Origin of the sequence: Allorhizobium borbori (genome assembly GCF_014196535.1) — a bacterium.
GTDB lineage: Bacteria > Pseudomonadota > Alphaproteobacteria > Rhizobiales > Rhizobiaceae > Ectorhizobium > Ectorhizobium borbori.
Genome location: NZ_JACIDU010000012.1, coordinates 64,374 through 88,734, shown reverse-complemented (window position 1 = coordinate 88,734; position 24,361 = coordinate 64,374). Strand labels below are relative to the sequence as shown.

The following is a 24,361-nucleotide window of genomic DNA, read 5'->3' as shown; positions in this document are numbered from 1 at the left end:
AGAGACGATTTCAGCGCTGGCGTGATCGCGGCCCCTCAAGGGGCCGCACCAACGCATTGTTCAACCAAGGTGACGTCGCTTCTCCGCAGCGTATCTGACTAGGGCAAGACCGCGGAAAATGCCGTGCATGAACTTGCCATAGGGCATTGTGACGAAGAAGCCGAGCACGAAGCCGAGGTGAAGGGCAAGCATGGTTCCCATCAGCGGCGTTGCCCGCAGGACAAGAAGGGCGAGCCCTGTCAGCCCGGTCAGGAACAGCATCAGGATGAACGCTACATCCATGCCCTTACGGCCTTCATCCATGAGTTGCGGGTCGCGCCGAAACTTTGCGGCCAACAAGCCGAGCGGCCCTATGGTGATGCCGATGCCGCCCAGCGTGCCGAGCACAACGGGAAGATCCCACCAGGGGTAGGGCGCATCGCGTCCGAGAGCGTAATGCCACACCGTGCCCACAGCGGTCGCCGCAAAGCAGAGCATGAAGCCGTAAAACGTCAGGTGATGGAAAAGCCGGCGATTATCGTCGGGCTTGTCACTCTCGTTCATGCAGCCAACGCCGCCGCCATCCAGATACTTCAACGTTGCAGCGTCATGCGCGCCGCCGGCAAGAGCTCTGGGATCGCGCAATGTTTCGGAGGGTTCCCCGATATCCCGCCAGAATTTGACACAGGATATGATGACGGCCAGAACCGACCAGAGGAAGGCGACCCCGAATATGGCCACCATCGTATTATGCGGCATGATCCGGTAGAAAGCGCCGGGACCGGAATGGGTCCCGAACAGGACGTCCGGGTCGTGCCAGACGGCAAAGCCGAAAAAGAACGCGGCAACGGAGAGCGAAGCAATCAGCGCCACCATCAGTCCGTTGCGGTGGAACATCGGCGCGAGAAAGCCGGGCCAGACATAGCGCGCATAACTATCGTTGCGAACCTCGGCTAGAACCTTTGGCACATTCACATTGAACTCGTGCGGCGGCGCGAACTGGCAATCGGAGTTGCACGCTCCGCAGTTATGGCAAAGGTTCGCGAGGTAGGTCAGGTCACCCGTTCCGAAAGCGCGACGCATTTCCATGGCGGGAAAGACGGCGCAAAGCCCCTCACAATAGCGGCATGAGTTGCAGACGGTCATAAGCCGTTCTGCTTCATCGAGGTGCGCCTGTTGGGTTTCGGTCACGGACCGGACATGGCTTGCGGCCGGCATGGCATTACCTGTTTGCATAATGGCTCGCTCCTTCTCCGGCGAGGCGACCGAAGACGCTGCCGATGGTCATTCCGATTCCCGCGGCATAGCCGCGCCCCAATACATTTCCGGCCATGATTTCGCCTGCGGCCCAGATGTTCTCGGCAGCGCCGCCGGTTGCCAGTTGCACGCGGGCCTCCTCATCCACCTCGACACCGAGATAGGTGAAGGTAATGCCGGGACGGACGGGATAGGCGTAGAACGGGCCGGTCCTGATCTGCCTTGCCCAATTGGTCTTGGGCGGCGTCAGTCCTTCCGTATGGCAACCATCCAGAATCTTGTCGTTGAACTCGCCCGGCTGAACCGCGGCGTTGAACGTTTCAACCGTTGTGCGCAGCGCGGCGGGATCAAGCTGGAGCTTAGCCGCCAGTTCCTCGATGGTGCCGCCGGTGACCGGTGGAAACAGCGATGGCATGAACAGTTCAAGCGACGGCGCATCGAAGATGATGTAGGCGATCTGATCGGGCTGGCTGGCAACCAGCCGCCCCCAGATGGCATAGCGCTTGGGCCAGATGTCTTCACCCTCATCGTAGAAGCGTTCGCAACGGTTGTTGACGACGATACCGAAGACGACGCAATCCAGCCGGGTGATAATGCCGCCATCGAACTTTGGCGCACGGGCATCAATGGCGACGGCATGGCACTGCGTCGGGTCGCCGATCTGTTTCATGCCTTTCGCAATCAACGTTCTTAACAGCGTCCCGCGATTGTAGGGGGTGCCGCGGATCAGGAAGTTGTCGGCGATGTCACCCCACCCTTCCTTGAGCCATTCGATATTCGCTTCGAAGCCACCGGCGGCGGCCACCAGGCTCCTGGCGGCCAGCCGGCGGGTTACGTCGGGCGTCTTCACCTGCGCTGCCACGAACCGGGAGCCATCCATCTCGATGTCCGTGACCTCGGCCTCATAGGTGATATGTACGCCCAGCTTCTCTGCCGTGCGATAGAGGGCATTCAGCATCGAACGCCCTCCGCCCAGGAAGAACGAGTTCGTCCGCCCGAGGCTCAGCGTGCCACCCAGCGAAGGCTGAAACCGCACGCCCTGTTCCGTGATCCAGTTCAGCATATCCTTGGACTTGCGGATCATCATGCGTGCGAGGGGCTGGTTTGTCTGCCCTTGCGTCACACGCATCAGATCATCGAAGAATTCTTCCTCGGTATAGGGACCGGACAGCGTTTCGGTCGCCGTATCATGGGCGCAGCGCATGTTGCGGGTGTGCCGCGTATTGCCACCGCGATAAAAGCGCGGTGCCTTTTCGAGGATAGCGACGCGCGCGCCGGCGCGACGTGCGGCGATGGCGGCACACAGCGCCGCATTGCCACCGCCTACGACAAGCACGTCGTAGGGATGGTCGAAGTTCACAGGCATTTCCATCTTAGAACACCCAGACACTTTCACGGGGGATTCGTATCGGCGCGGTCGCCAGATCGACCGGCCCTTCGGTCAGGACACGCAGCGAGTGTTCGCCGAGCCGGAAGACGTGCTCCCACTTCTCTCCCAGGAACATCGATGTCGACCGATGCATTTCAACTGTGTCCTCACCGGTTGAGGACGCAAGGCCCAACCGGTCCATGCGACAGACCGCCGTGCCGTCTTCGCCCGGTGATTTCGGCTGTCCCATGCGTCCGGTGACGCGCAAACCGTTACAGTCGATCGTCGCAAACCCTTCGCCCGCCTGGACGACCTTGCCGGACAGACGCACGTTGTTGCCGATGAAGTCGGCCGTGAACAGCGTTCTTGGGCGATTGTAGAGGTCTTCCGGACTGCCCTCCTGCGCAATGACGCCGCCGTTCAACAGCACGATACTGTCTGCAATCGCCAATGCTTCGATCTGGTCATGGGTCACGATAACGGCGGCACGTTCTTCCCGCGTGATGAGCTCCTTGAGGAAGGCACGGGCTTCATCGCGGAGTTTTGCGTCCAGATTGGACAGAGGTTCATCGAGGAGAAGCACTGCCGGCTCGTAGGCCAGCGACCGGGCGATGGCGACACGCTGCTGTTGCCCCCCCGAAAGCTGTGAGGGAAAGCGCTCCTGCAAATGGCCAAGCCCCAGAACCTCGCAAACCGTATTCACCTTGCGCTTGATTTCTGCATCGGCAACCTTGCGCAGCCGAAGGCCGTAGGCCACGTTCTCGAAGACCGTGCGATTGGGCCAGAGCGCGTAGGACTGGAACACGAAGCCCAGGCCACGCTTTTCCGCCGGCAGGTCCAGCTTGTTTTCACCGTCGAGAACGCGCTTTCCGGATACCGTGATCTGGCCCTTGTAGGCGCGTTCAAGGCCGGCGACCGTGCGCAGGAGCGTCGTCTTCCCCGAACCCGAGGGCCCCAGAAGGGCCGCGATCCGGCCTTTGTCGACGCTGAAGGATGCGCCCTTGAGGACCTCCACGGCACCATATTTCAAATGAATGTTTTCAACTACGAGTTCAGGCATCGAGACGCACTCCAAGGCGCAGGGCAAGCGCAATGCCGCCCGCGATGACAATGGTGTTGACGACGGCCAGCGATGAGGCCACGTCGATGTTTCCGCCGTTCCAGAGGCTGACGAGCATGGTGCCCATCACCTCGTTACCCTGACCCATCAGGAAAATGCCGGTCGAGTATTCACGGGCGTAAAGAAGGAAGGAGAGAAGCCACGCAGCCAGAAGGCCGTGCTTCGCCAATGGCAGGATCACGTCCTTTGCGACGCGGGCCTGTCCGGCACCGGTAACGTGGGCGGCTTCCTCCAGTTCGCGACCAACCTGACCGAACGAATTCGAAACAAGCCGGAGGCCGAATGGTAGCCAGACCAGCGTGTAGGCCACCCACATGGCGCCAAGGGATGCGACCCAGGGCTTTAGAACCGGTACGAAGAGGAAGATCCAGAACACGACCAGACCTGCGACAATTCCCGGCATGGCGCGCGGCAACAGAACGAGAAAGTCGAGCACCTTTGTGCTTTCGGAGCGGGAGCGATGGCTCGCCAATCCGATCAGGGCATAGACACACAGCGATGCAAAGCCGCCGACAAACGCCAGAATGAGCGTGTTGACGATCGATCTGCGGATGAGCGGCAGATCCGCCAGTTTGTGGTAATTGTCCAGTGTTAGGACATCGCGGATGGCGACGAGCGGTCCCCATGTGGTGACGACAGAGCGAAGCGCGACGCCCGAAAGCGGCAGAAGAACAACAGCATAAAGCCAGATCAGGACACCGGCGAAAGCCACCCACTTCCATTTGCCCAGGGGCACGAGATGTGAGCGTGTCGCCTTGCCGCCAATTGTGGAGTAGCGCTGCGCTGACTTCAGCATGCGTCGCTGCATGATGACGAGCGGCAGCGTGACCAGCATGATGAAGATCACCACGACGGCCATCATCTGATAGGCCGGACGACCGAGCAGGGTGTTGAACTTGTAAAGGTAGGTCGCCAGAACGAGACGGCCATCCTGATCGCCCAGAACATAGGGAAGTCCGAACAGTTCGAAGCCGAGAAAAGCGACCAGCACCGCACTGACCGCGATCGATGGCCACACAAGCGGAAGCGTGACTTTCGTTGCGACAGTCAAGGGAGAGCCGCCAGCAACGCGTGCCGCCTCCTCGAGATCCGACGGCACGGTGCGAAGGGCCGTGGAAACATAGATGTAGACATGCGGAACGTGGGTCAGGGCGACCACCAGAACCAGCATGGGCATGGAATAGACATTCCAGAAGGGGACGGCTCCGAAGAGCCGCTCCCACCACACAGACCAGAAGCCGGACGGCCCGATCGACACGATATAGCCGAAGGCCAGAACCATGGGCGACATGAACAGCGGCAGAAAGATTGCCGGTTCAATCCACTTTCGGCCGGGCATGTCCGTACGAACCATAAGGAACGCGAGCAATGACCCGAGAGGCACGGCAAACACAACCATGCCGATCGACAGGATCACCGTGTTTCGCAAGGCGCTCCAGAAGCCGGAGTCAGACAAGACAAAGCCATAGGTGTCCACGGTCGACTTGGCACGGACGCTGAAGAACGCGTCCGTCAGGAAACTTTGCCAGACAATCAGGCCGACTGGAGCCAGGATGAAAAGCGCCGCAGCCAGGACGACGCCGGTTCGCCAGAAATCGTTCCGCATCGGCTCACTTGCCCGCTTTCAACGCATCTGCCCACTTGCGGAAGAAGTTCATCCGCGGCATCGGCTGAATTGCATCCATGAGGTCGGGGCCAATGGCGACCGGCTTCAGAACGTTGCCATATTCGGCGGTCAGGCCGGCGATGGTGGCCTTGCCGGTCACATCAGGACGAATGGCGAAAAGGTGGGCCTCATTGCCGACGACGGTCTGGCCACGCTTCGACAGAAGATAATCGAGAAAGACTCTCGCGGCATTCGGGTGCTGGGCCTGCTGAGTTACAATCGCCAGGCGCGACAGGACGACCGTGTAGTCCTTGGGCACGACCACCTTGACGTTCGGATCGCGTTCCGCACGCAGATAGGCATAGGGGCCTATGATGTTGTACCCGATGGCGTGTTCGCCAGCGCTGATTTTCTCCAGCATCGTGCCGGTCGAGGTGTAGAACTTGGTATCAACAGCGCCGAAAGCCGTCACGAGTGGCCAGAGGTCGTCGCTGTTTTGGGCATCGGCGCTGACAGCAAAATAGCCAAGACCGGACCGTTCCGGGTCATAGGTGGCTACCTTGCCTTTCATGCGTTCCTTGTTCTCCTGCAGCCATTTGGCAAGAGACGCACGGGTATCGGGCATTTCACCGTAGGGAATGACCTTGCTGTTATAGACCATGACGACCGGCTCGTAAGTGATGCCGTAGATCTTGTCGCCCCAGTTTGACCATTCGGGCACGGCCGCCTTTTCCACCGACTGGTATTCCGCTGCGATGCCATCCTCAACCATCTGGAATTGCAGATCCATGGCCGACGACCACACCATGTCGGCCTTGAGCGCGCCGGCCGCAGCCTCGCTGCTGATCCGGCTGAAAAGGTCCGCCGCCTTGATCTCGATGTAATCGACACGGATCTTCGGGAACGCCTTCTGGAAATCCGCCAGGATCGGCTCAACCGCGGCATGTTCCGTGTTGGCATAAACCACAACCGAGCCCTCCGCTTCAGCTTTGGCAATGGTCTCAGCATAACCTGCCGGATAGCCGGCAGGTGTTTCTGCCAAGGCGAGACACGGGATCGTGGTGGCTATCAATGCCAGCAACGGCCGGCGCAGAGCCGGATGCTTCAAAAAACTCATCATTTCCTCCCTTGCGAAAGCGGGTCGAGACTGATCGTAGCTTTCGTATTTATTGAATATTATTGTGTACAATAAAATGCAATAAGATTCTGTTGGGCGCATTGGTGGTTTTTCGCGGTGAAGGGCATTATCTTGGCGCGTGTACGCAACAAGAGTTCCATTCATGAGCATTCACCCCGATTCGCCGGCCTCACGGCTGGCGCGCATTCTTCCGGTTGACGGCACGCAGGGTGCCGGTCTGGGAGATGTAATTTTTTCCGCATTGCGACAGGCGCTCCGCGACGGAACCTTCCAGCCGGGCGATCGATTGCGCGAAGAAGAGATTGCCGAGCATTTTTCTGTCAGTCGCACACCGGTTCGGGATGCGCTCCGCCGCATGTCCGAGCGCCGTCTGCTTGAAATATCCGGGGGACGGGGGATGATGATCCGCCGCCTGACCCGCGCCGAGGTGTTTGAGCTTTACGAAATGCGCGAAATCATGGAGGGCACAGCCGCCCGTTTTGCTGCAAAAAATGCATCGAGCACGGAGATCACGCTCCTGACCGATCTACAGGCCGCCTTCGAGACTGCCGACACCCCTCAGGAATGGGCGCGGATCAATAAACAGTTTCACGGTACGATCGCGGGGGCCGTGCGAAATCGCTTCTTTCACAGCCCGCTCGAAGAACTGCAGGATTTTCTTGCACTCTTGGGCTCAACGACATTTTCCGTCGCTGGACGCGCGGAACCGGCCGCGGATGAACACCGTCGGATTCTGGAGGCAATTGCCGCCCGAGATCCGGACGCGGCCGAGGCCGCCGCGCGTGACCATATCCGTAGCGCGCTGGTAAGCCGTTTGAAGATGCTTAACGATGCCGGCTAAAGCCGCGAGTGGCGCCTGAATAGATTTGGCGGCCAATCATTGGCCGCCTGGCAAGTTTTCGCCTTACGTTGTTCCGCGCCATTGAAGCGGGCCTGGCGCGGGCTCCTAATAGATGGCGCGCATAAGCGCTTCGTTCGGTGTCGCTACATTGGACGTGTCGATAATTTTGGACACCGAACGTTTTGCCCGGCAGAAGCGCATTCTGCCCGGCGCATAATTGAGGGCAATCCCGTTCAGGCAGCCGGTAAAGAGTGAGGCAAGCCGACCATGTGACGGGATGCGCCCGATACTATCTCCGGATCGTCAGAGGCTAACGATCGCGTCGATCTCGACAAGCGCGCCCTTCGGGAGTGCTGCAGCCTCGAAAGTCGTGCGGGCCGGGGCCACGTTCGGGAAGAACTCGGCATAGGCGGCGTTGACGGCGGCGAAACTGCCGAGATCCTTCAGAAGAACGGTCGTCTTCACCACTTTGGACAGGTCAGCGCCGGCGGCCTTGGCAATGGCCTCGATGTTGCGCAGCGACTGGCGGCATTGATCGACCGGATCATTGGAGATGAACGCGCCTGTCGCCGGATCGATCGGCAACTGTCCCGAAATGAAGAGAAGACCATTGGCAATGATCCCCTGCGAATAGGGGCCGATGGCGGCCGGAGCGTCTGTCGTGGTAATGGGCTGCATGTCTTGTCCTTTCAGGGCATTTTGAAACGGGTACGCGATGGCGGGCTGTTACTAAGGCAGTGTGAACTCGCCGTTGTCGAGGAAATGGTCGAGCATACGCCGGTAGGGGGTGATGTCGATGCGGTTTTGCTTCAGCCAGTTCGCGTTGTAGAACGTGTCGGCATAGCGTTGGCCGCTGTCGCAGATCAGTGACACGATGGAGCCGGAGCGGCCCTCTCGCATCATGGTCGCGGCAATCCAGCACAGGCCGAAGAAATTGGTGCCGGTGGAGCCACCGATCTGGCGGAACAGGCGCTCGGACAGCACATGCGCAGCCGCAATCGAGGCGGCATCCGGCACGCGGATCATGTGATCGATGACGCCTGGCACGAAGGAGGGCTCGACGCGCGGACGGCCGATGCCCTCGATGCGTGATCCCGACGCGGTTATCTGCATGTCGCCGGTGCGCCAAGCCTCGTAGAAGGCTGAGTTTTCGACGTCGACGACACAAAGCCGCGTTTCAAGGTTCTTGTAGCGGATGAAGCGGCCGAGCGTGGCGGAGGTGCCGCCGGTGCCCGCACTCATCACCAGCCAGTCCGGAACGGGGAACTCCTCGCCTTCCATCTGCCGGAAGATGCTGTCGGCCACGTTGTTATTGCCACGCCAGTCGGTCGCCCGCTCGGCATTGGTGAACTGGTCTAGGTAATAGCCACCCGTCTGCTCGGCAATGCGGATTGCCTCGTCATAGACATCCCCTGCGCGCTCGACGAAGTGGCACACACCGCCGAAACTCTGGATTGCCTCGATCTTCTGCCGGCTGGTGGAATGCGGCATCACGGCAATGAAGCGCAGGCCAAGCAGCTTGGCGAAATAGGCTTCACTGACGGCCGTCGAACCGGAAGATGCCTCGACCAGTGTCGTGGTCTGGCGGATCTTGCCATTGCAGATGCCGTAGAGGAAAAGCGAGCGCGCCAGCCGGTGCTTGAGGCTGCCGGTCGGGTGGGTGCTCTCGTCCTTCAGATAGATCGAAATACCTTTCAAGCCGGGAAACAGCGGCTTGAGCAGGTGTGTATCCGCCGAGCGGCGACCATCGCCCTGCAGCAGGGCGATAGCGGAGCGGGACCAGGCCCTTTCGGCGCAATCCGGCAATAGGGAGAGCGGCGGGCAGGCGGTTGCCTGGCCCGTTGAATTCGAATTTTGCATGTGTCCTTCTCCGGCCTTGCTATGACGGCCTTCGGTTTCGGCTTCAGCTCTTCAGAGCGGCAGCCTTTGGCGCACGAGTTCGCACCAGTAGGAGCATCCCCATGCAATGGCCTCGTCATTGAAGTCATAGGCCGGGTGATGGAGATTGGCGCTTTCGCCGTTGCCGATGTTGATCATGGCACCGGGAACCTCGTTCAGCATGAAGGCGAAGTCCTCGCCGCCCAGCGTCGGCGGCATGTCGCGACCCACCCGGCCAACACCTGCCACCGCCTCGGCCGCAACGGCAGCAAACTCGGTTTCCTGCCCGTGATTGACGGTCACGGGGTAGTGGCGGGAATAATCGAGCTTGCCCTTGGCGCCGAAGGCGGCGGCAATGCCCGCGACCGCCTGCTGAAGTCGGGCTTCGACGTGGTCGCGCACGCTGTCGCGCAGGGTGCGGACAGTGCCGGTCAGCCGCAGCGACTGCGGAATAACGTTGAACGCATCGCCGCCATGGATGGTTGTGATGGAGATCACCGCAGAATCCATCGGGTCGATGGTGCGGGCCGTGATGGTCTGGATGGCCTGGATGAGGGCCGCGGCCACCGGAACCGGATCAATGGTCTGGTGCGGCGAGGCGGCATGACCGCCGACGCCCTCGATTTCGATGTCGATCATGTCGACCGAGCCCATGATCGGGCCGGGCGCGATAATGAACTCGCCGACCGGCAGGTTTGGGCGGTTGTGCATGCCGTAGACTTCATGGACCGGCCAGCGCTTGAAGAGGCCGTCCTCGATCATGGCGCGGGCACCCGCACCCCCTTCCTCAGCCGGCTGGAAAATCAGTACGACCTTGCCGTCGAAGGCGCGGCTCTGGGCAAGGCCAATGGCGGCGCCAAGCAGCATGGCGGTGTGGCCGTCATGGCCGCAGGCATGCATCTTGCCCGGTGTCTTCGAGGCCCAGGGCTTGCCCGTCGCTTCCAGAATGGGCAGCGCGTCCATATCCGAGCGCAGGCCAATCACGCGGCCCGACGTATTGGACTTGCCGTTAATGACGGCGACGACGCCCGTCTTGCCGATGCCTTCCACCACCTCGTCGCAGCCGGCCGCGCGCAGCGCCTTTGCGACTTCCGCCGCAGTACGCGGCAGATCGTAAAGCAGCTCCGGGTTACTGTGGAGGTCGCGGCGGAAAGCGACCAACTGGTCCAGGTGTCCGGACACCCAATTATCGACGGCCATTTCGAGTTTCCTTTTTACTTGGTGGCGTGCGAGCCGGCTTCCGGCTCCATGCGATAGCGGAAGTCACAATGGCTGGCCCCGCCCATGATGGTCTGGGTGCGGGTCATCTTCATGTCGGAGTTATAGCCGATGCAGAAGTCGCCATCGCGGTTGCACGAGAGCAGGTGGCCGATCCGGCCAAGCCCCATCTCGCGGTACATTTCGGCGTACCGACAGCGCAGCACGTTGAATTCCAGCTTCTCCGCTGAGGTTTCGATGGTTTCGATTTTCAGCGCGTCATCCTTGGTCCAGAGCGGCAGAATGTCGGCGAAGTCCTTGAAATCCGGCTTGTGGCCCAGCGCCTCGGCAAAGCCCCGGCCCTGATCGATGGCGGAGCGGCTGACGGCGGTCCCGATCACCGCATCGGCCTCTTCGGCGCCCGAACGCGCTTCAATAACCTCGTGAACGTGCTTCAGAATCTGTGCCTCGATGCGGCGGCGCTCGAGAATGGGCATGTCTTTCATGGTTCGTGCCTTCCGTTCAGGGTTTCAGTTCCATTTTGTCCTGACGGCGAAGCCAGGCGAGATAGGTCGGTGCAATGCGCCGGGCGATGCTGTGGAAGGGCAGCGGTGCGGGCTCCGAAACCGGCAGGGCAAGCGTGGAGATCGCGGCACCCGAAACGGCGCGCGCCATTTCCCGGCCGAGCGAAACCGCCAGCGCCACACCGCGCCCGTTGCAGCCGATCCATGCCCAGCCATCGGGACCGAGATTGTGGACGCGCGGAAACCGGTCCCAGGTCATGCCGATGTAACCGCTCCAAACATGTGTCATCTCCGGCTTGCCAAGTGCGGGGAAGGCTTCGGCCAGATTGGCGGCGGCCTTCTGTGCCACGCGGCGGCTCACATCGTGCGAACCGAGCACGACCCCGCCGGTGATCAGCCGGTTACGCGCGTCATAGCGGAAGAAGCGCAGGTCGCCGCGCGTATCCGATACGGCCTGACGGCCCGGCAGGATGGTGGCGCGCAGATTATCGGACACCGGCGGCGTCGACATCTGCCAGGAAAGCACAGGCACGATGCTGCGGGCCAACCGGCTGGCGAGGGAAGGCACGATTTCGCCGGTATAGGCATTGGTGCACAGAAGGAAATTCTTCGCAGTGACGGACCCCTTGGCGGTCGTCACCACCCAGCCGGTGCCCGTGCGCTGCCAACCTGTTGCGGGACTTGCCTCGTAAATCGTTGCGCCGTGCTTTTCGGCGGCTTTGGCAAAGCCCCTCGCCAGCGCCAGCGGATTGACGTGCCCACCGGTGGGGTTGAACATGCCTCCATACCAGAAATCCGAGCCGAGCAGCGCCTGCGTCTCGTCACGATCGAGCAGGCTGGCGGGAAAGCCAAAGCGGTTCCAGGCATCGACCCGGCGCTTGGAAAGTTTGACGCGCCCCGGCGAGTGGGCCGGCTGGAACCAGCCGGTCTGTTCCGCCTCGGCCTGCATCTCCTCCTCTCGCACCAGATCGAACAGCACGCTGGCGCTGTTGCCTATGAGCCGGGCGAAGCGTTCGCCGGGTTCGCCGTAGCGCTTGGCGATCGCGTCCGGTTCGGCGGCGGTCATGGTGGGAATAACCTGGCCGTTATTGCGGCCCGAAGCACCCCAGCCGACGGCCATGGCCTCAAGCAGCACGACCTTCTGACCGGAACGGGCCAGATGCAGGGCGGCTGACAGGCCTGTCAGGCCGCCACCGACGATGACGGTATCGGCACTGACTGTACCGGTGAGCGGCGGCATCTGCGTGCGGGGCGGGGCGGTTTCGGCCCATAGGGATTTCGGGAAAACCGCAGGTGTGATGGTTTCTATCATGGCAATCGGTCCTTGGCCGGTCAGGCAACGCTCAGAACGGGCGGTTCCCAACCCCTTCCGGGAATGGAATCGAGCAGCGAGCGCGTGTAGGGATGTTGCGGATCGGCGAAGACGCGTGCGGTCGGACCGGCCTCGACGATTTCGCCTTTCGACATGACGATCACCTTGTCGCAAAGCTGTGCGGCGACACGAAGGTCATGGGTTACGAACAGAAGCGAGAGATGCAGCCGGTCGCGCAGGTCGGCCAGAAGCCGCAGCACCTGTGCCTGAACCGAGACGTCGAGCGCCGAAACCGGCTCGTCGGCCACGATCACGCGCGGCTCCATTGCCAGTGCCCGGGCAATGCCGATGCGTTGGCGCTGACCGCCGGAAAACTCGTGCGGATAGCGGTTTGCCGCGGCCGCCGGCAGTTCCACCAGCGACAGAAGCTCACGCGCCCGGGCATAGGCGGTTTCACGGGGCACCCCCTGAATGATCGGCCCCTGCGCGATCAGCTCCACCACCCGGCGGCGCGGGTTGAGCGATGCCATGGGGTCCTGGAACACCATCTGGATGTCCTTGCGCAGTGCGCGCAATTCGGCCTTGGAGGCGGAGATGATGTCACGGCCATCGATGCTGACTTCACCGGAATCGGCTTCGAGAAGCCGGGTCACGATACGGGACACGGTGGTCTTACCGGAACCGCTTTCCCCGACGACGCCGAGCGTTTCGCCGCGGCGAAGCTCAAAGGTCAGATCCTTGACCGCGATCACCGGGTTGCGTTTGCCGGAGAGGAAACCGCCGCGCGCGGCGAAGGTCTTGCGCAACGCCTTTGCCTCCAGAACGACCGGTTCCTTTGACATCGCCTTTTCCGGCGGCGGTGTGAGTGCCGGCACGGCGGCGATCAGCTTGCGGGTGTAGGGGTGCTGCGGATTGTTGAGGATCTGGTCGGCCGGGCCCTGTTCGACCAGTTCGCCGAGGCTCAGCACCGCAATGCGGTCGGCGATCTCGGCCACCACGCCGAAATCGTGGGTGATGAACAGGATGCCAGTACCGTGAAGCTGCTGCAACTCCTTGATGAGTTTCAGGATCTGCTTTTGCGTCGTCACGTCGAGCGCTGTCGTCGGCTCATCGGCGATGATGAGACGTGGCTTGAGCACAAGGGCCATGGCAATCATTACGCGCTGACGCTGGCCACCGGAAATCTGGTGCGGATAAGCGTTGTAGGCCGAGGCGGGGTCCGGAATGTGGACGTCGGTCAGGATTTCGATGGCGCGGGCCTTGCGTTCGGCCTTGTTCAGTCTGGTGTGGAGCCGCAGCACCTCATCGATCTGCCAGCCCACTGTCTTTTGCGGGTTAAGCGCCGTCATCGGCTCCTGGAAGATCATGGCGATGCGGTCGCCGCGCACGTCGCGCATCTGTCGCTCCGAAAGGGAGAGGAGATCCGTACCGTCGAGGCTGATCGAACCCTTGGAGACATGCACATGCGGTTCGGGCAGAAGGCGCATGGCGGCGCTGGCCGCCAGCGACTTTCCAGAGCCGCTTTCGCCTACGAGGCAGACGATTTCGCCTTCGCCGACGGTGAGGTTGAAATCCCAAAGTGCGTGAGGGCGGTCGCCCCCGGCCGGAAGGCTGATCTGCAGATCGCGAATGTCGAGAATGGTCTTGCGTTCGCCGGTCATTTCTTCTGCCTCGGATTGAGCGCGTCGTTGAGACCTTCGCCCATGAGGCTGAAGGAAAGCACGGTGAGAAGGATGGCCATGCCGGGAATGACGGAACAGAACCAGGCGGTGCGCAGCACCGCGCGACCCTGACCGATCATATTGCCCCAGCTTGCGTAGTTGGGGTCGCCAAGCCCGAGGAAGGCAAGCGCGCTTTCCATGAGGATCGCGGTGGCCATGACGACGGAGGCGAAGACAATGACGGGCGGCAGCGCATTGGGCAGGATCTCACGAAAAATGATGGAGATATCGCTGACCCCGAGATTGCGTGCCGCATCCACGAATTCCCGTTTGCGCAGAGACATGAACTCGGCACGCACCATGCGGGCCGGCGCTGTCCACGACACGACGCCAATGGCAATCACGATATTCTCGATGCTGGAGCCGAAGATGGCGACCAGCGTCAGCAGCAATACGAAGCTCGGAATGGTCTGAAAGGCTTCGGTCACGCGCATCAGAGCTCCATCCACGCGGCCGCCGAAGTAGCCGGCGACAGCGCCGATGACGATGCCGATAGCAATCGAAATGATGGTGGCGACCACACCGATGGCGAGCGAGATACGGGCCCCGTGAAAGATGCCCGACATGATGTCACGGCCGAGCTGGTCCGTACCCCAGGGATTTTCGGCAACGGAGAGCGGCGCGGTCAGCGGCGTTCCGGCAAGGCGCAACGGATCACCGGGGGTAACGACATCGGCCAGCGCCGCCATCAGCACGACGATGATGAAGAGGGCAAGGCCGAGCACGGCGGCGCGGTTGCGGCGAAAGCGGCGCCACAGAACGAGGCTGCGCGGAGGGGCAGGCGGGGTGAGAATGGTGTCGGGAATGCTCATTTGAGTTCGATCCTCGGGTCGAGCCAGGCATAGACGAGGTCGGTCAGGACGTTGACGATGACGACGATGACGGAGCTGAGCGCAACGATGCCCATGAGCATGTTGAGATCGCGCTTGATCACCGACGTGTAGGCAAGTTGTCCAAGACCCGGCAGCGAGAAAATCGTTTCGATGACGACCGAGCCCCCGAGAACCGTTGAGAATTGCAGGCCAAGAAGCGTCACCACCGGAAGCAATGCATTGCGCATCACATGGTGAACCATCAGTCGGAAATCGCCCGCGCCCTTGGCGCGCGCCGTCCGGACGAAATCGAGATCCATGACCTCAAGAACACTGGTGCGCATCAGGCGCATGTAGAAGGCGAGGTAGATGAGTGACAGCGCGGCGGTGGGCATGACGAGGTGGCGCGCCACGTCTATGACATCGGCCCAACCGGTCTTGAACGCGCCGATGGTACGGATGCCACCGACCGGCAGCCAGCCGAGCTTGACCGAGAAAACGAGGATCATCAGCAGGCTGAGAAAGAAGGACGGCATGGCATAGAAGACGAGGCCAAGCGTCGAGATCACATTGTCGGTCAACGAATAGGCGCGCCGCGCGGCAAAGGCACCAAGCGTGATGCCGAAGACGAAGGCCACAGTCAACGAGGCGACCATCAGCAGCATGGTATTGCCGAGGCGGGCCATGAGCACGGTCAGCACCGGCTGTTCGTAGACATAGGACCAGCCGAAATCCAGTTGCGCGAGCTTCATGAGATAGCGCCAAAGCTGAACGAAGACGGATTCATCCAGGCCGTACTCGGCGCGCAGGCGGGCGACAAAGGCAGGATCTGCGCCGCCCATGTCTCCGACAAGAGCGTCGACGGTATCGCCGGGCGCCATCTTGATCAGCAGGAAGCTGCCGACCATGATCAGAAGCATGATCGGGATCGCCTGTAAAATGCGGCGCAGCGCATAGGTCAGAAGAGGAGGGATGTGAATGCTCATGTCACCATGCTTCCGTTAGGGGGGTGCCGGGGCGTGGGAAGCGCCCCGGCCGGGCGCCTTACTCTTCAAGCCACAGGTCATACCAGCTGGAGCTATCCCAGCGCGGCGTGTTGTGGTGGTTCTTGAGCTTCTTGCTGGTGATACCGAGGAACGGATGCTCGATGGCGAAGATGACCGGAAGATCCGTCATTTCGAGTTTCTGAACCTGATGGTAGAGATCCGCACGCTTGGCCGGGTCGAGTTCGCCGGCGGCGGCGTCGATCAGTGCATCCATCTTGTCGGACTTGTAATCGAACTGGTTCGACCATGCCGTGCCCACCGGAGCGCCCGAGCGTAGCCACACAGTGGTGGAGACGGCGGGGTCGGCGCGGAACTGGTGCCAGCCGTTCGCCGTATCGAAATCGTGGTCGCGATAGACGCCGTTCAGGAAGCCCGGTGCGTCGTTGGTGACGATTTCGACGCTGATACCGATCTGCTTCATGGCCTGGGCGAAATATTCGGCCCAAAGCTGCGTGTACTCGCCCCACGGCGCCGGACGATGCTTCAGCTTGAAGCGAATGCCGTTGGCGTCGGGCTTGTAGCCGGCTTCGTCGAGGAGGGCCTTGGCCTTTTCGACGTCATAGGGATAGGTCTGCACGTCGTCCGTGTAATTGATGCCGCCTGCGCTCGGGATCGGGCCGCGACCGGGCTTGCCATAACCGCGCATGATGGTCTTCAGGGCGAAGTCGATATTGAGGCCGTGATAGATGGCCTGACGGACACGCAGGTCCGCCAGGATCGGGTTGCGCAGGTTGAACTCGACGGTGGAGTGGGCGACGTTGTTCTCGAAGCCCTTCGGGCCCATGTCGAAGCGGTCGTCCTTACCAAGACGTTCCATGTCTTCCATGGAAATGCCGTTAAAACCGGATTCGTGGATTTCACCTGCCTCGATCGCTGCCGCTGCTGCGGCCTTGTCCGGGATGAAGCGCCAGATCACACGATCGAGGTAGGGATACTGCTTGCCGCGCCAGTAGTCCTCGTTGCGCTCGCCGATAATGTACTGGCCGCGCTCGTATTCCACGAACTTGAACGGGCCGGTGCCAACGGGCTTCTGGTTATAGGGGTTCTTCAGAATGTCCGTGCCTTCGTAAAGGTGCTTCGGCACGGGATGGCCGAGGTCCGGCATGGCGGCAACGAGCAGTTCCAGCGGCATCGGTTTGGAGTAGCGGAACACGGCCGTGTAGGGATCTGTGCAATCCACTGCATCGAGATTGGCCTGAAGCGTCGTGGAATAGTTGAGAAGCTTCTTCCACAGGTTCATGGCCGTGAAGGAAACGTCGTCGCAGGTGAACGGCTTGCCGTCATGCCACTTGACGCCTTCGCGCAGCTTGAAAGTGATGGCTTTGCCGTCTTCCGAGGAAGACCAACTGGTGGCCAGCACGCCGACATAACCATCATAGGTCTTGTCGATCAGCGGCTCCATGAACTTGCCGGTGATCTGGTAGACACCGGTGGAGGCGCGCAGCGCCGGGTTGAGCACACCCTGCTCGGAAGCCATATGGATGATGGCTGTGCCGCCACGCCTGGGCTCTTCCGCCTGCACTGCGGTGGTGGCGATGATTACAGATACAGCTCCGCCGAGCAGCGAAAGCTGCTTTTTCGAGACTATCATTTCGTACCCCTCTGGTTAGGAAATCCGCACTCGATCTCTTGCCGGGTTGCGAACGAGGTAAATTGTTCGCCGAGACGGACTTTCATGTCAATACCATTCTAAAAAAAGCAAGATTTCTGCACTATGTATCTCTTCTTGACGGGATTTCGTAGATATATATGTTCATATTTATTGCCGTTCGTAGATAATTTAACTAGGAGCGGACCTCGGAGGGAAAGATATGAAAACTGAACAAAACGCAAAACCGCATCCCGTCACTGGCATCGACCACATCATGTATCTCGTCGGCGATCTGGAGGCCGCCGCCAAACGCTTTGAAGCGCTTGGTTTCACACTGTCGCCGCGCGGCGTTCACAGCCCGCATATGGGCAGCGCCAACTACACCATGGTGTTTCCGGAAGACTATCTCGAGCTTTTGGGGATATTGGCCGAAACGCCGCAAAATGTCGACAAGCGCGCGAAGCTTTCAAAGCGCGGCGACAGCATGACCGCGATAGCCTGCCGTATAGGCGATGCGCACGCCGCCCGCGCAGCGCTCACCGAACGCGGTATTGCCACTACCGATGTTCTGGAATTCTCGCGCCCATTGCCGCTGCCCGATGGTGGTTCGGGCATGGCGGCTTTTGCCGTCACTGTCTTTGACGCAAAAGAGGTTCCTCGTGGCGAGATGTTCATGTGCAACCACAAGACGCGCGACATGGTCTGGCGTCCCGAACTGATGAAGCATCCGAACACCGCCAGGGCCATGGCCGGCATCATCGTCGCGTCCGCAACGCCGACCGAAACGGCAACAGAATATGCTCGGCTTTTTGCCGGCGCCAGTGTCGCGGAAACCCCGAACGGCGCCACCGTCGTAACCGGCAAAAACTCTGCTGCCATCATCTGCATGACGCCCGATGCGGTTGTCGCCCGGTATGCACCACTCTCCTCCGAGGCCATCCTCCACGGCGATTTCGCCGCGTTGCAGATCGAGGTCGCCGACCTCACAGCGACCCGTTCTCTTTTGAACGAAAAAGGTGTGAAGTTTCATGAAACTGCTGACAAGAACGGCATTTTCGTGTCGCCGTCCGATGCTGCCGGCAATGTGCTGGAGTTTGTCGCAAGATGACAACAGGCTTCGACGCGATCGACCGCAAGATCCTGGATCTTTTGCAACGTCGCGACCGGCCTGTCAGCGAAATCGCCGACGAGGTCGGCTTGTCGCAGACACCCTGTTGGCGGCGTATCCGGCGCATGGAAGAGGCGGGCGTCATCCGCGAAAGAGTGACGCTTGTCGACCCGAAGAAGGCCGGCGTACCCATGATCGTGTTTATCGCGATCACCGCGCCGCGTCATGAAATGGCATGGCTGATGCGTTTCCGCGAGCTGATCGAAGACATACCACAGATTGTGGAAGCTTACCGCCTGACGGGGACTGTCGATTACATTCTGAAAGTCATGGTCCCTGACGTGGGGGCGTTCGACCAGGTCTACAAGAGCATGATCGAACGGCTCGAATTCTCGCAGATCAATTCCTCAATCTCGATGGAGGAATTGAAGTTCACGACGGCGGTTCCGACCAACTATCTCTAGGCGATCGCGTCCCTCGTGCTTTATCTCGCAATAGAGCCGGAGCCCGCCACCATGCGGGCTCCGGATTTGCAACGCAGATCAGGATCGGCCGGCAACTTTGCCGCCAAAGGCCTGCACCACCCTCTGGCCGAGCGACCGTGCCGGTGACGCTGGCTCCGACGGCGCGCGCCGAGAATCGGAGGCGCTTTCGTCAATCCTGAACTGTGCGATCAGCGCGTTCAGGGCCGCCGCTTCCCTCGCCAGACTGTGGCTGGCTGCCGTGCTCTGTTCGACCATAGCTGCATTCTGTTGCGTGCTCTGGTCCATAAGGTTCACTGCGCTGTTGATTTCCTGGATGCCATGCGCCTGTTCGCGCGACGAAACGACGATGGCAGCTACCAGACTGTTGATCTGTGTGACCTCCTCGACAATCGTCTCCAGCGAGCGGCCGGTATCATCCACGAGCGCGACCCCGCGCCGAACCTGATCGCCCGAGGCGACAATGAGCGCTTTGATCTCCTTTGCGGCCGTTGCGGAGCGTTGTGCAAGTTCGCGCACCTCCGACGCCACCACCGCAAAGCCCTTACCGGCCTCACCAGCACGCGCGGCCTCAACACCGGCATTGAGCGCCAGAAGGTTGGTCTGGAACGCGATTTCGTCGATTACACCGATAATGTTCGAAATCTCCACCGAAGACCGCTCGATGTGCTTCATGGCGGCCACGGCATTGCGCACCACTTCGCCGGCATTTTCGGCACCATGGCGCGTCCGGTCGACAAGCGTGCCAGCCTCCTCGGCCCGGCGGGCAGAATCCTGGACGGTGGTGGTGATTTCCTCAATGGCTGCCGCCGTCTCTTCAAGGGAAGCGGCCTGCTGTTCCGTGCGCCGGGAAAGATCGTCGGCTGCGGAGCGGATCTCGTTGGCGCCACTATCGATGGCGCGGGCATTCTTTGCCACGTCCCCCAGCGCAACCTGCAGCTTGGACACGGAATTGTTGAAATCCATCCGCAAGCTGTCGAGATGTGAAACGAACGGTGTCGTCAGCCGGTAGGCGACATCGCCGTCTGCAAGCCTGGTGAGGCCGTTCGCCAACTGGTCGACAACGAACTGGTTGTCGGCTGCTTCTTTGGCCTTTTCTGCCTCACGCCGGAGCCGTTCTTCCTCCATCACGGAACGGTTGGCTTCCGCGCCCGCTTCCATCTCTATTTTTGCAATGGCATTGCTGCGGAAGACCGATACCGTCTTCGCCATCGTGCCGATTTCATCGGCGCGGTTCTGGTCCGGCACCTCTAGAGATACATCGCCATCAGCAAGTCGCTGCATGGCACCAGTCATGCGATTGATGGGGTTGGAAATACTGCGAGCCACCAGCCACATGATCGCCACGCCCGCAAGAGCAACCACCGCCGAGACGAGGAGCTGCATGTAGGTGTTGGTCGTATCGCGTGCGGCGAGTTCCTGATCAAGCTCCATGGCTTCGGCCATGGCTACCGGTTTGGAAACAGAAATCACGACCGACCACGGGGTCTTCGTACGCCCGATCTGGATCGGTGCCGTCGCAGTAAATGCCTGGGGGCTCAGCTCGACCTGTCCGCCGGCTGCATTGGTGGCGTCAATGATGCCCACAAGCTCGGGGCGTCCTTTGTCGAACCGCTCTCCAATGGCTTCCGGCCGCTCGCTGGAGGCGACGACCAGACCCATGTGGCTGATGATTTCCACGGAGGCCTTGCCTCCATACATGGAGTCCCGTACCCGGGTGGCCAGCTTCTGCACGAAGGACAGATCGAAATCGGCCCCCACGACGCCCTGAAATTTACCGTCGACGGTGACTGGCACCGACATGGTGGCCAGATAGACGTTCTTGCCCTGGACGATATAGGGAAGGGGATCGAGAATGCTCTCTCCGCGGCCTTCCTGGGGGCCTATGTACCAGCCTCCCTTCATCACGCCATTCGGATGGAGATCCCTGCTCGAGTATTCGACAAGGGGCTGGAGTGCGATATTGCCGGCTGTGTCACGCGTCCAGTAAGGCAGGAAGCGCCCCGTCGCGTCCGAGCCCATTGCCCGGTTATCGCGAAACTCGTTGTCACGGCCGTCAAGCGCGTTCGGCTCCCACGCCGAATAGGTGCCGTTGAAGCCGGGATTGTCCTTTAGGACATTCAAAAGCACCGCGTTCAATTGTTCGCGCCGCAAGGTGGCCGGAGCACCCTTGCCTGTGTCGCTTTCGGCGACGATCTCGAACGTGCGGGCCATGGTGCGCGCCGTGTCAAAGGCGCCGTTCAGCGTCGCCTCGATCACGCCGGCCTGTGCCGAGGCCAGTGTCAGAAGCTTGTCCTTCGTAAGGTCTTCCGTCAGTTGCCTGACGTTATCCGCAACGAATACTTGGCTCCTTGATGAAGCCACGACGCTGTATACAACCAGAGCGCCAGTAACTGCGACCATACTGAGGCCAGACAGTATCGCAATCTTTTGTCGTATCGATCTGAATTCCATAATGTCCCCACTCTTATTCACTTCGACAGAGGTCGAAACGATTGAAACCGAGTTCATTACGGAGGCTGTTTCTTTCGCGAAGGATAATCGGTTAACAGCGGCCCTGTTAACTGTAACAACTTTGCTACAAAAATGGAAATGGCTGTTTCAACGGACCCGCGTTACACGGGGCCGTCGACGATAATGATGGAGCGCTCCAGCGAACATTCCCCGATCTATGCGTCAATCCGATAGGCATCGCGCAACATGGCGGCGGTGATGAAGGAACGGGTGTCGCCGCTGATCACAATCTCCCCGCCCGCTGTCACCATCTATGGATGCGGGAGAGAAGGGCGTGATTGAGATCATCGAGTGCAATCAGGACGATCATGCCGGCTTTCGCGGCAAGCGCGGAAACGACGCCCAGCACCTCGATCTGGCAGTGCAGGTCAAATGCAGAGGTCTGTTCATCCGTCAACAACACTTTGGGCTTGCGCGCAAGCGCCTGTGCCAGCGCCACTAGCTGTCGCTGGCCTCCGGAAAGTTCTCCAAGCCCTCGGAAGGCGAGATGATCGATCTTTCGATAATTATATTCTCTGTCTCCTTGAACTACCAAGGATCACGTCGGCTTTCGGCCTAATTCTCCCTTGCAGGGCATTCTGCCGCTAGCCGAATGGCGTAAGTTGACAAGACAATCAACCACTTACCCGGGAGGAAAAAGAGAAAACTATCAAAACGCAAGACCTTGTGGGGAAAACCCTTGTCGTTTGCGGGCTATTCCCAAATCGAAAATAGCGCCGTTCAGCCCTACCATCGGATGTGAGAAATCAGGATAAGGCATCGTGTCATGGAAGAAAAAACAAGCAAGGGTATGAAGCGGCTTGGAACCGTTGCAGCGATGGCCGCCGTTCTCGCCGCCGGCGTTGCCATCTGGATGGCCGTCCCCCCGAAGATCACGGCAAAGGAACCGGATTTCGGTGCAAGTATCGATCCGGCATTGATCCGGCGCGGAAAATACGTCGCGCAGCTTGGCGATTGCGTGGCCTGTCATACCGAAAAGGGCGGGGCGGAAATGGCTGGCGGCCTAGCGCTCGAAACGCCGATGGGCACGATCTGGTCCACCAATATCACGCCCGACCCCAAGACCGGTATCGGCGGTTGGACCTTTGGCGAATTCGACCGTGCCATGCGCAAGGGCGTGGCGGCGGATGGTCATAATCTCTACCCCGCAATGCCCTATCCGTCCTATGCCAAGATCAGCGAAGAGGACATGACAGCCCTTTGGGCCTATCTCACCAAGGGCCTGCAACCCGTGGAGAAGGCAAACCGGATGGCGGCGATGAACTTCCCGTTCAACCTGCGCTTCGGCCTGTCCTACTGGAACGCCGTATTCGTCGATGGCACGCCCTTCGTTCCCAACCGGAGTAAGGACGAAGTGTGGAACCGAGGTGCCTATCTGGTTCAGAGCCTCGGCCATTGCGGCGCCTGCCACACCCCGCGGGGCGTCGGCTTCAACGAAGTAGCCATGACGGAAAAGGGTAAGAGCGGCGAGCAGTTCCTGGCAGGGGCTAAGGTGGAGAATTGGCACGCCGTCGAACTGCGGGATCTCTGGACTGTGGAAGATACTGTCCAGCTTCTAAAGACAGGCCAGAATCGGTTTGCCACCGCGTCCGGTTCGATGACAGATGTCATCCTTCACTCAACGCAGAACTTCACGGATGACGATCTGGTCGCCATGGCAACCTATCTGAAGTCGCTGCCTTCGAAGAATGTGAAGCCGGTTCCGCCCAAACCGGTCTATACCAGTGCGCCGGAAACCGCATTCAATACTACGGGTGGCCTTGGCTATACGCAGTTCTGCAATGATTGTCACAGGCAGGATGGCACTGGCGTGAAGGGCATTTTCCCGCCACTTGCAGGCAATCCGACGGTGGCTTCGAAAGATCCCGCCACCCTTATCCACATCACGCTGACGGGTTGGGAGACGGCCGCTACCGATGCTCATCCGCGCACCTACACCATGCCTGCCTTCGCGCGGTTGCATGACAAGGAGATCGCCGACATCCTCAGCTACGTCCGCGAAAACTGGGGCGGCGGTGCACCCGCTATCAACGAAGCACAAGTTGCCGAAGCGCGCAGGTATCTCGACCCGAAGATCGATGCCTCCACTTTCGAAACGCCGCGTTTGGCCGGCCTGCTCGACGAACCGAACAAGGACCAACTCGTCCTCGGTATGAGACTCAACTCGGAAACGAACAAGCTTCTGCCCGATCATGTGGGTAACGACCTCAATTGTACCTCCTGCCACCTCAATGCCGGCACAGTTGCAGATGGCTCGCCCTATGTTGGCGTTTCGGCCTTTTTCCCGAGCTACGCGTCCCGAGCGGGCAAGGAAATCACCATGATCGACCGCATCAATGGTTGCTTCCGCCGCTCTATGAACGGCCAGCCGTTGAAGCCGGAATCGAAGGAGATGGTCGCCATGCTCGCCTATTTCGACTGGATGAAGGGCGAGACGAAGCCGGAAGACAAAGTAGAAGGCCGTGGTGTCGGCAAGATCGATCCCGGACTGAAGCCCGACCCGGCCAATGGTGAAAAAATCTATGCTGCCCAATGTGCCGTCTGCCATGGGGCCGATGGCGAGGGCCTCAAGGATGCTGTCGGCCGTGTCGTTTATCCCGCACTCTGGGGCGACCGTTCGTTCAATATAGGTGCCGGCATGGCCCGCACCTATACGGCGGCGGCTTTCGTCAAGCGTAATATGCCGATTGGCTTCCACGAGCAATTTCCGCTTGGACAGGGTGGCCTGTCGGATCAGGAAGCGCTTGATGTCGCGGAGTATTTCAGCCACAAGCCGCGACCCGACTTCCCGGACAAAGTCAAGGACTGGCCGAACGGCGGTAAGCCCAAGGATGCCCGTTACTGATCCCCCATTCGGGTATTCCTG

Annotated in this window: 19 protein-coding genes and 1 pseudogene; 4 read left to right on the top strand and 16 right to left on the bottom strand. The window is 60.4% G+C overall.

All coding sequences use genetic code 11. The annotated features are described in order from the left end of the window. Positions 1-60: 60 nt before the first annotated feature. Genes tcuB through GGQ66_RS15055 form a run of 5 tightly spaced genes read right to left on the bottom strand, consistent with a single transcriptional unit; the run spans position 61 to position 6,448 of the window. On the bottom strand, positions 61-1,197 hold the full coding sequence (tcuB, locus tag GGQ66_RS15075; protein ID WP_183793622.1) for a tricarballylate utilization 4Fe-4S protein TcuB: 1,137 nt from the start codon (positions 1,195-1,197) through the stop codon (positions 61-63). Positions 1,198-1,201: 4 nt separating this feature from the next. Next, entirely contained in the window at positions 1,202-2,608 is a 1,407-nt protein-coding gene (tcuA, locus tag GGQ66_RS15070) for an FAD-dependent tricarballylate dehydrogenase TcuA (protein ID WP_272872537.1), read from the bottom strand. Between the two features lies 1 nt (position 2,609). After that, positions 2,610-3,665 carry an ABC transporter ATP-binding protein gene (locus tag GGQ66_RS15065; protein WP_183793552.1) on the bottom strand — a complete coding sequence of 352 codons (1,056 nt, stop codon included), beginning with the start codon at positions 3,663-3,665 and terminating at the stop codon, positions 2,610-2,612. Continuing rightward, entirely contained in the window at positions 3,658-5,331 is a 1,674-nt protein-coding gene (locus GGQ66_RS15060) for an ABC transporter permease (RefSeq protein WP_183793551.1), read from the bottom strand. The genes GGQ66_RS15065 and GGQ66_RS15060 overlap by 8 nt, the downstream gene beginning before the upstream one ends. 4 nt (positions 5,332-5,335) lie before the next feature. Then, complete coding sequence (locus GGQ66_RS15055) at positions 5,336-6,448, bottom strand: ABC transporter substrate-binding protein (protein WP_183793550.1); 1,113 nt, start codon at positions 6,446-6,448, stop codon at positions 5,336-5,338. A 163-nt stretch (positions 6,449-6,611) separates the two neighbouring features. Between GGQ66_RS15055 and GGQ66_RS15050 the strand changes: the two genes are divergently transcribed. Next, positions 6,612-7,310 carry a GntR family transcriptional regulator gene (locus tag GGQ66_RS15050; protein ID WP_183793549.1) on the top strand — a complete coding sequence of 233 codons (699 nt, stop codon included), beginning with the start codon at positions 6,612-6,614 and terminating at the stop codon, positions 7,308-7,310. Between the two features lie 303 nt (positions 7,311-7,613). On the opposite strand, the gene GGQ66_RS15045 is transcribed toward GGQ66_RS15050, so the two are convergent. The 9 genes from GGQ66_RS15045 to GGQ66_RS15005 all read right to left on the bottom strand — a co-directional run bounded on the left by GGQ66_RS15045 (position 7,614) and on the right by GGQ66_RS15005 (position 17,391). Then, positions 7,614-7,988, bottom strand: a complete 375-nt coding sequence (locus tag GGQ66_RS15045) for a Rid family detoxifying hydrolase (RefSeq protein ID WP_183793548.1) — start codon at positions 7,986-7,988, stop codon at positions 7,614-7,616. 51 nt (positions 7,989-8,039) lie between these two features. Continuing rightward, positions 8,040-9,170: a PLP-dependent cysteine synthase family protein gene (locus tag GGQ66_RS15040; RefSeq protein WP_183793547.1), complete on the bottom strand. Its 1,131-nt coding sequence runs from the start codon at positions 9,168-9,170 to the stop codon at positions 8,040-8,042. Between the two features lie 51 nt (positions 9,171-9,221). Next, the gene (locus GGQ66_RS15035) at positions 9,222-10,388 is read right to left on the bottom strand and encodes a M20 aminoacylase family protein (RefSeq protein ID WP_183793546.1); all 1,167 of its coding nucleotides are present in this window, start codon (positions 10,386-10,388) and stop codon (positions 9,222-9,224) included. A gap of 14 nt (positions 10,389-10,402) precedes the next feature. Then, entirely contained in the window at positions 10,403-10,891 is a 489-nt protein-coding gene (locus GGQ66_RS15030; RefSeq protein ID WP_183793545.1) for an L-2-amino-thiazoline-4-carboxylic acid hydrolase, read from the bottom strand. Positions 10,892-10,907: 16 nt separating this feature from the next. Continuing rightward, positions 10,908-12,221 (bottom strand): NAD(P)/FAD-dependent oxidoreductase, encoded by a 1,314-nt coding sequence (locus GGQ66_RS15025; RefSeq protein WP_183793544.1) that lies wholly within the window; start codon positions 12,219-12,221, stop codon positions 10,908-10,910. A gap of 20 nt (positions 12,222-12,241) precedes the next feature. Continuing rightward, a complete protein-coding gene (locus GGQ66_RS15020) occupies positions 12,242-13,882 on the bottom strand; it encodes an ABC transporter ATP-binding protein (protein WP_183793543.1) in 1,641 nt (546 codons plus the stop codon). Then, positions 13,879-14,754, bottom strand: a complete 876-nt coding sequence (locus tag GGQ66_RS15015) for an ABC transporter permease (RefSeq protein WP_183793542.1) — start codon at positions 14,752-14,754, stop codon at positions 13,879-13,881. The genes GGQ66_RS15020 and GGQ66_RS15015 overlap by 4 nt, the downstream gene beginning before the upstream one ends. Continuing rightward, positions 14,751-15,734: an ABC transporter permease gene (locus GGQ66_RS15010; RefSeq protein ID WP_183793620.1), complete on the bottom strand. Its 984-nt coding sequence runs from the start codon at positions 15,732-15,734 to the stop codon at positions 14,751-14,753. Before GGQ66_RS15010 ends, GGQ66_RS15015 begins: the two co-directional genes overlap by 4 nt. A gap of 64 nt (positions 15,735-15,798) precedes the next feature. Then, positions 15,799-17,391 carry an ABC transporter substrate-binding protein gene (locus GGQ66_RS15005; RefSeq protein WP_183793541.1) on the bottom strand — a complete coding sequence of 531 codons (1,593 nt, stop codon included), beginning with the start codon at positions 17,389-17,391 and terminating at the stop codon, positions 15,799-15,801. Positions 17,392-17,611: 220 nt separating this feature from the next. Between GGQ66_RS15005 and GGQ66_RS15000 the strand changes: the two genes are divergently transcribed. Continuing rightward, positions 17,612-18,499: a VOC family protein gene (locus GGQ66_RS15000; RefSeq protein ID WP_183793540.1), complete on the top strand. Its 888-nt coding sequence runs from the start codon at positions 17,612-17,614 to the stop codon at positions 18,497-18,499. Then, positions 18,496-18,963, top strand: a complete 468-nt coding sequence (locus GGQ66_RS14995; RefSeq protein ID WP_174004756.1) for an Lrp/AsnC family transcriptional regulator — start codon at positions 18,496-18,498, stop codon at positions 18,961-18,963. The genes GGQ66_RS15000 and GGQ66_RS14995 overlap by 4 nt, the downstream gene beginning before the upstream one ends. Before the next feature lie 78 nt (positions 18,964-19,041). Here GGQ66_RS14995 and GGQ66_RS14990 read toward each other — a convergent pair whose 3' ends face one another. Then, on the bottom strand, positions 19,042-21,345 hold the full coding sequence (locus tag GGQ66_RS14990) for a methyl-accepting chemotaxis protein (protein ID WP_183793539.1): 2,304 nt from the start codon (positions 21,343-21,345) through the stop codon (positions 19,042-19,044). Positions 21,346-21,650: 305 nt separating this feature from the next. Continuing rightward, positions 21,651-21,994, bottom strand: a pseudogene (locus GGQ66_RS23275) (ATP-binding cassette domain-containing protein); the annotation flags it as partial. A 267-nt stretch (positions 21,995-22,261) separates the two neighbouring features. On the opposite strand from GGQ66_RS23275, the gene GGQ66_RS14980 reads away from it, so the two are divergent. Further along, a complete protein-coding gene (locus GGQ66_RS14980; protein ID WP_183793537.1) occupies positions 22,262-24,340 on the top strand; it encodes a c-type cytochrome in 2,079 nt (692 codons plus the stop codon). The last annotated feature ends 21 nt before the right edge of the window (positions 24,341-24,361 follow it).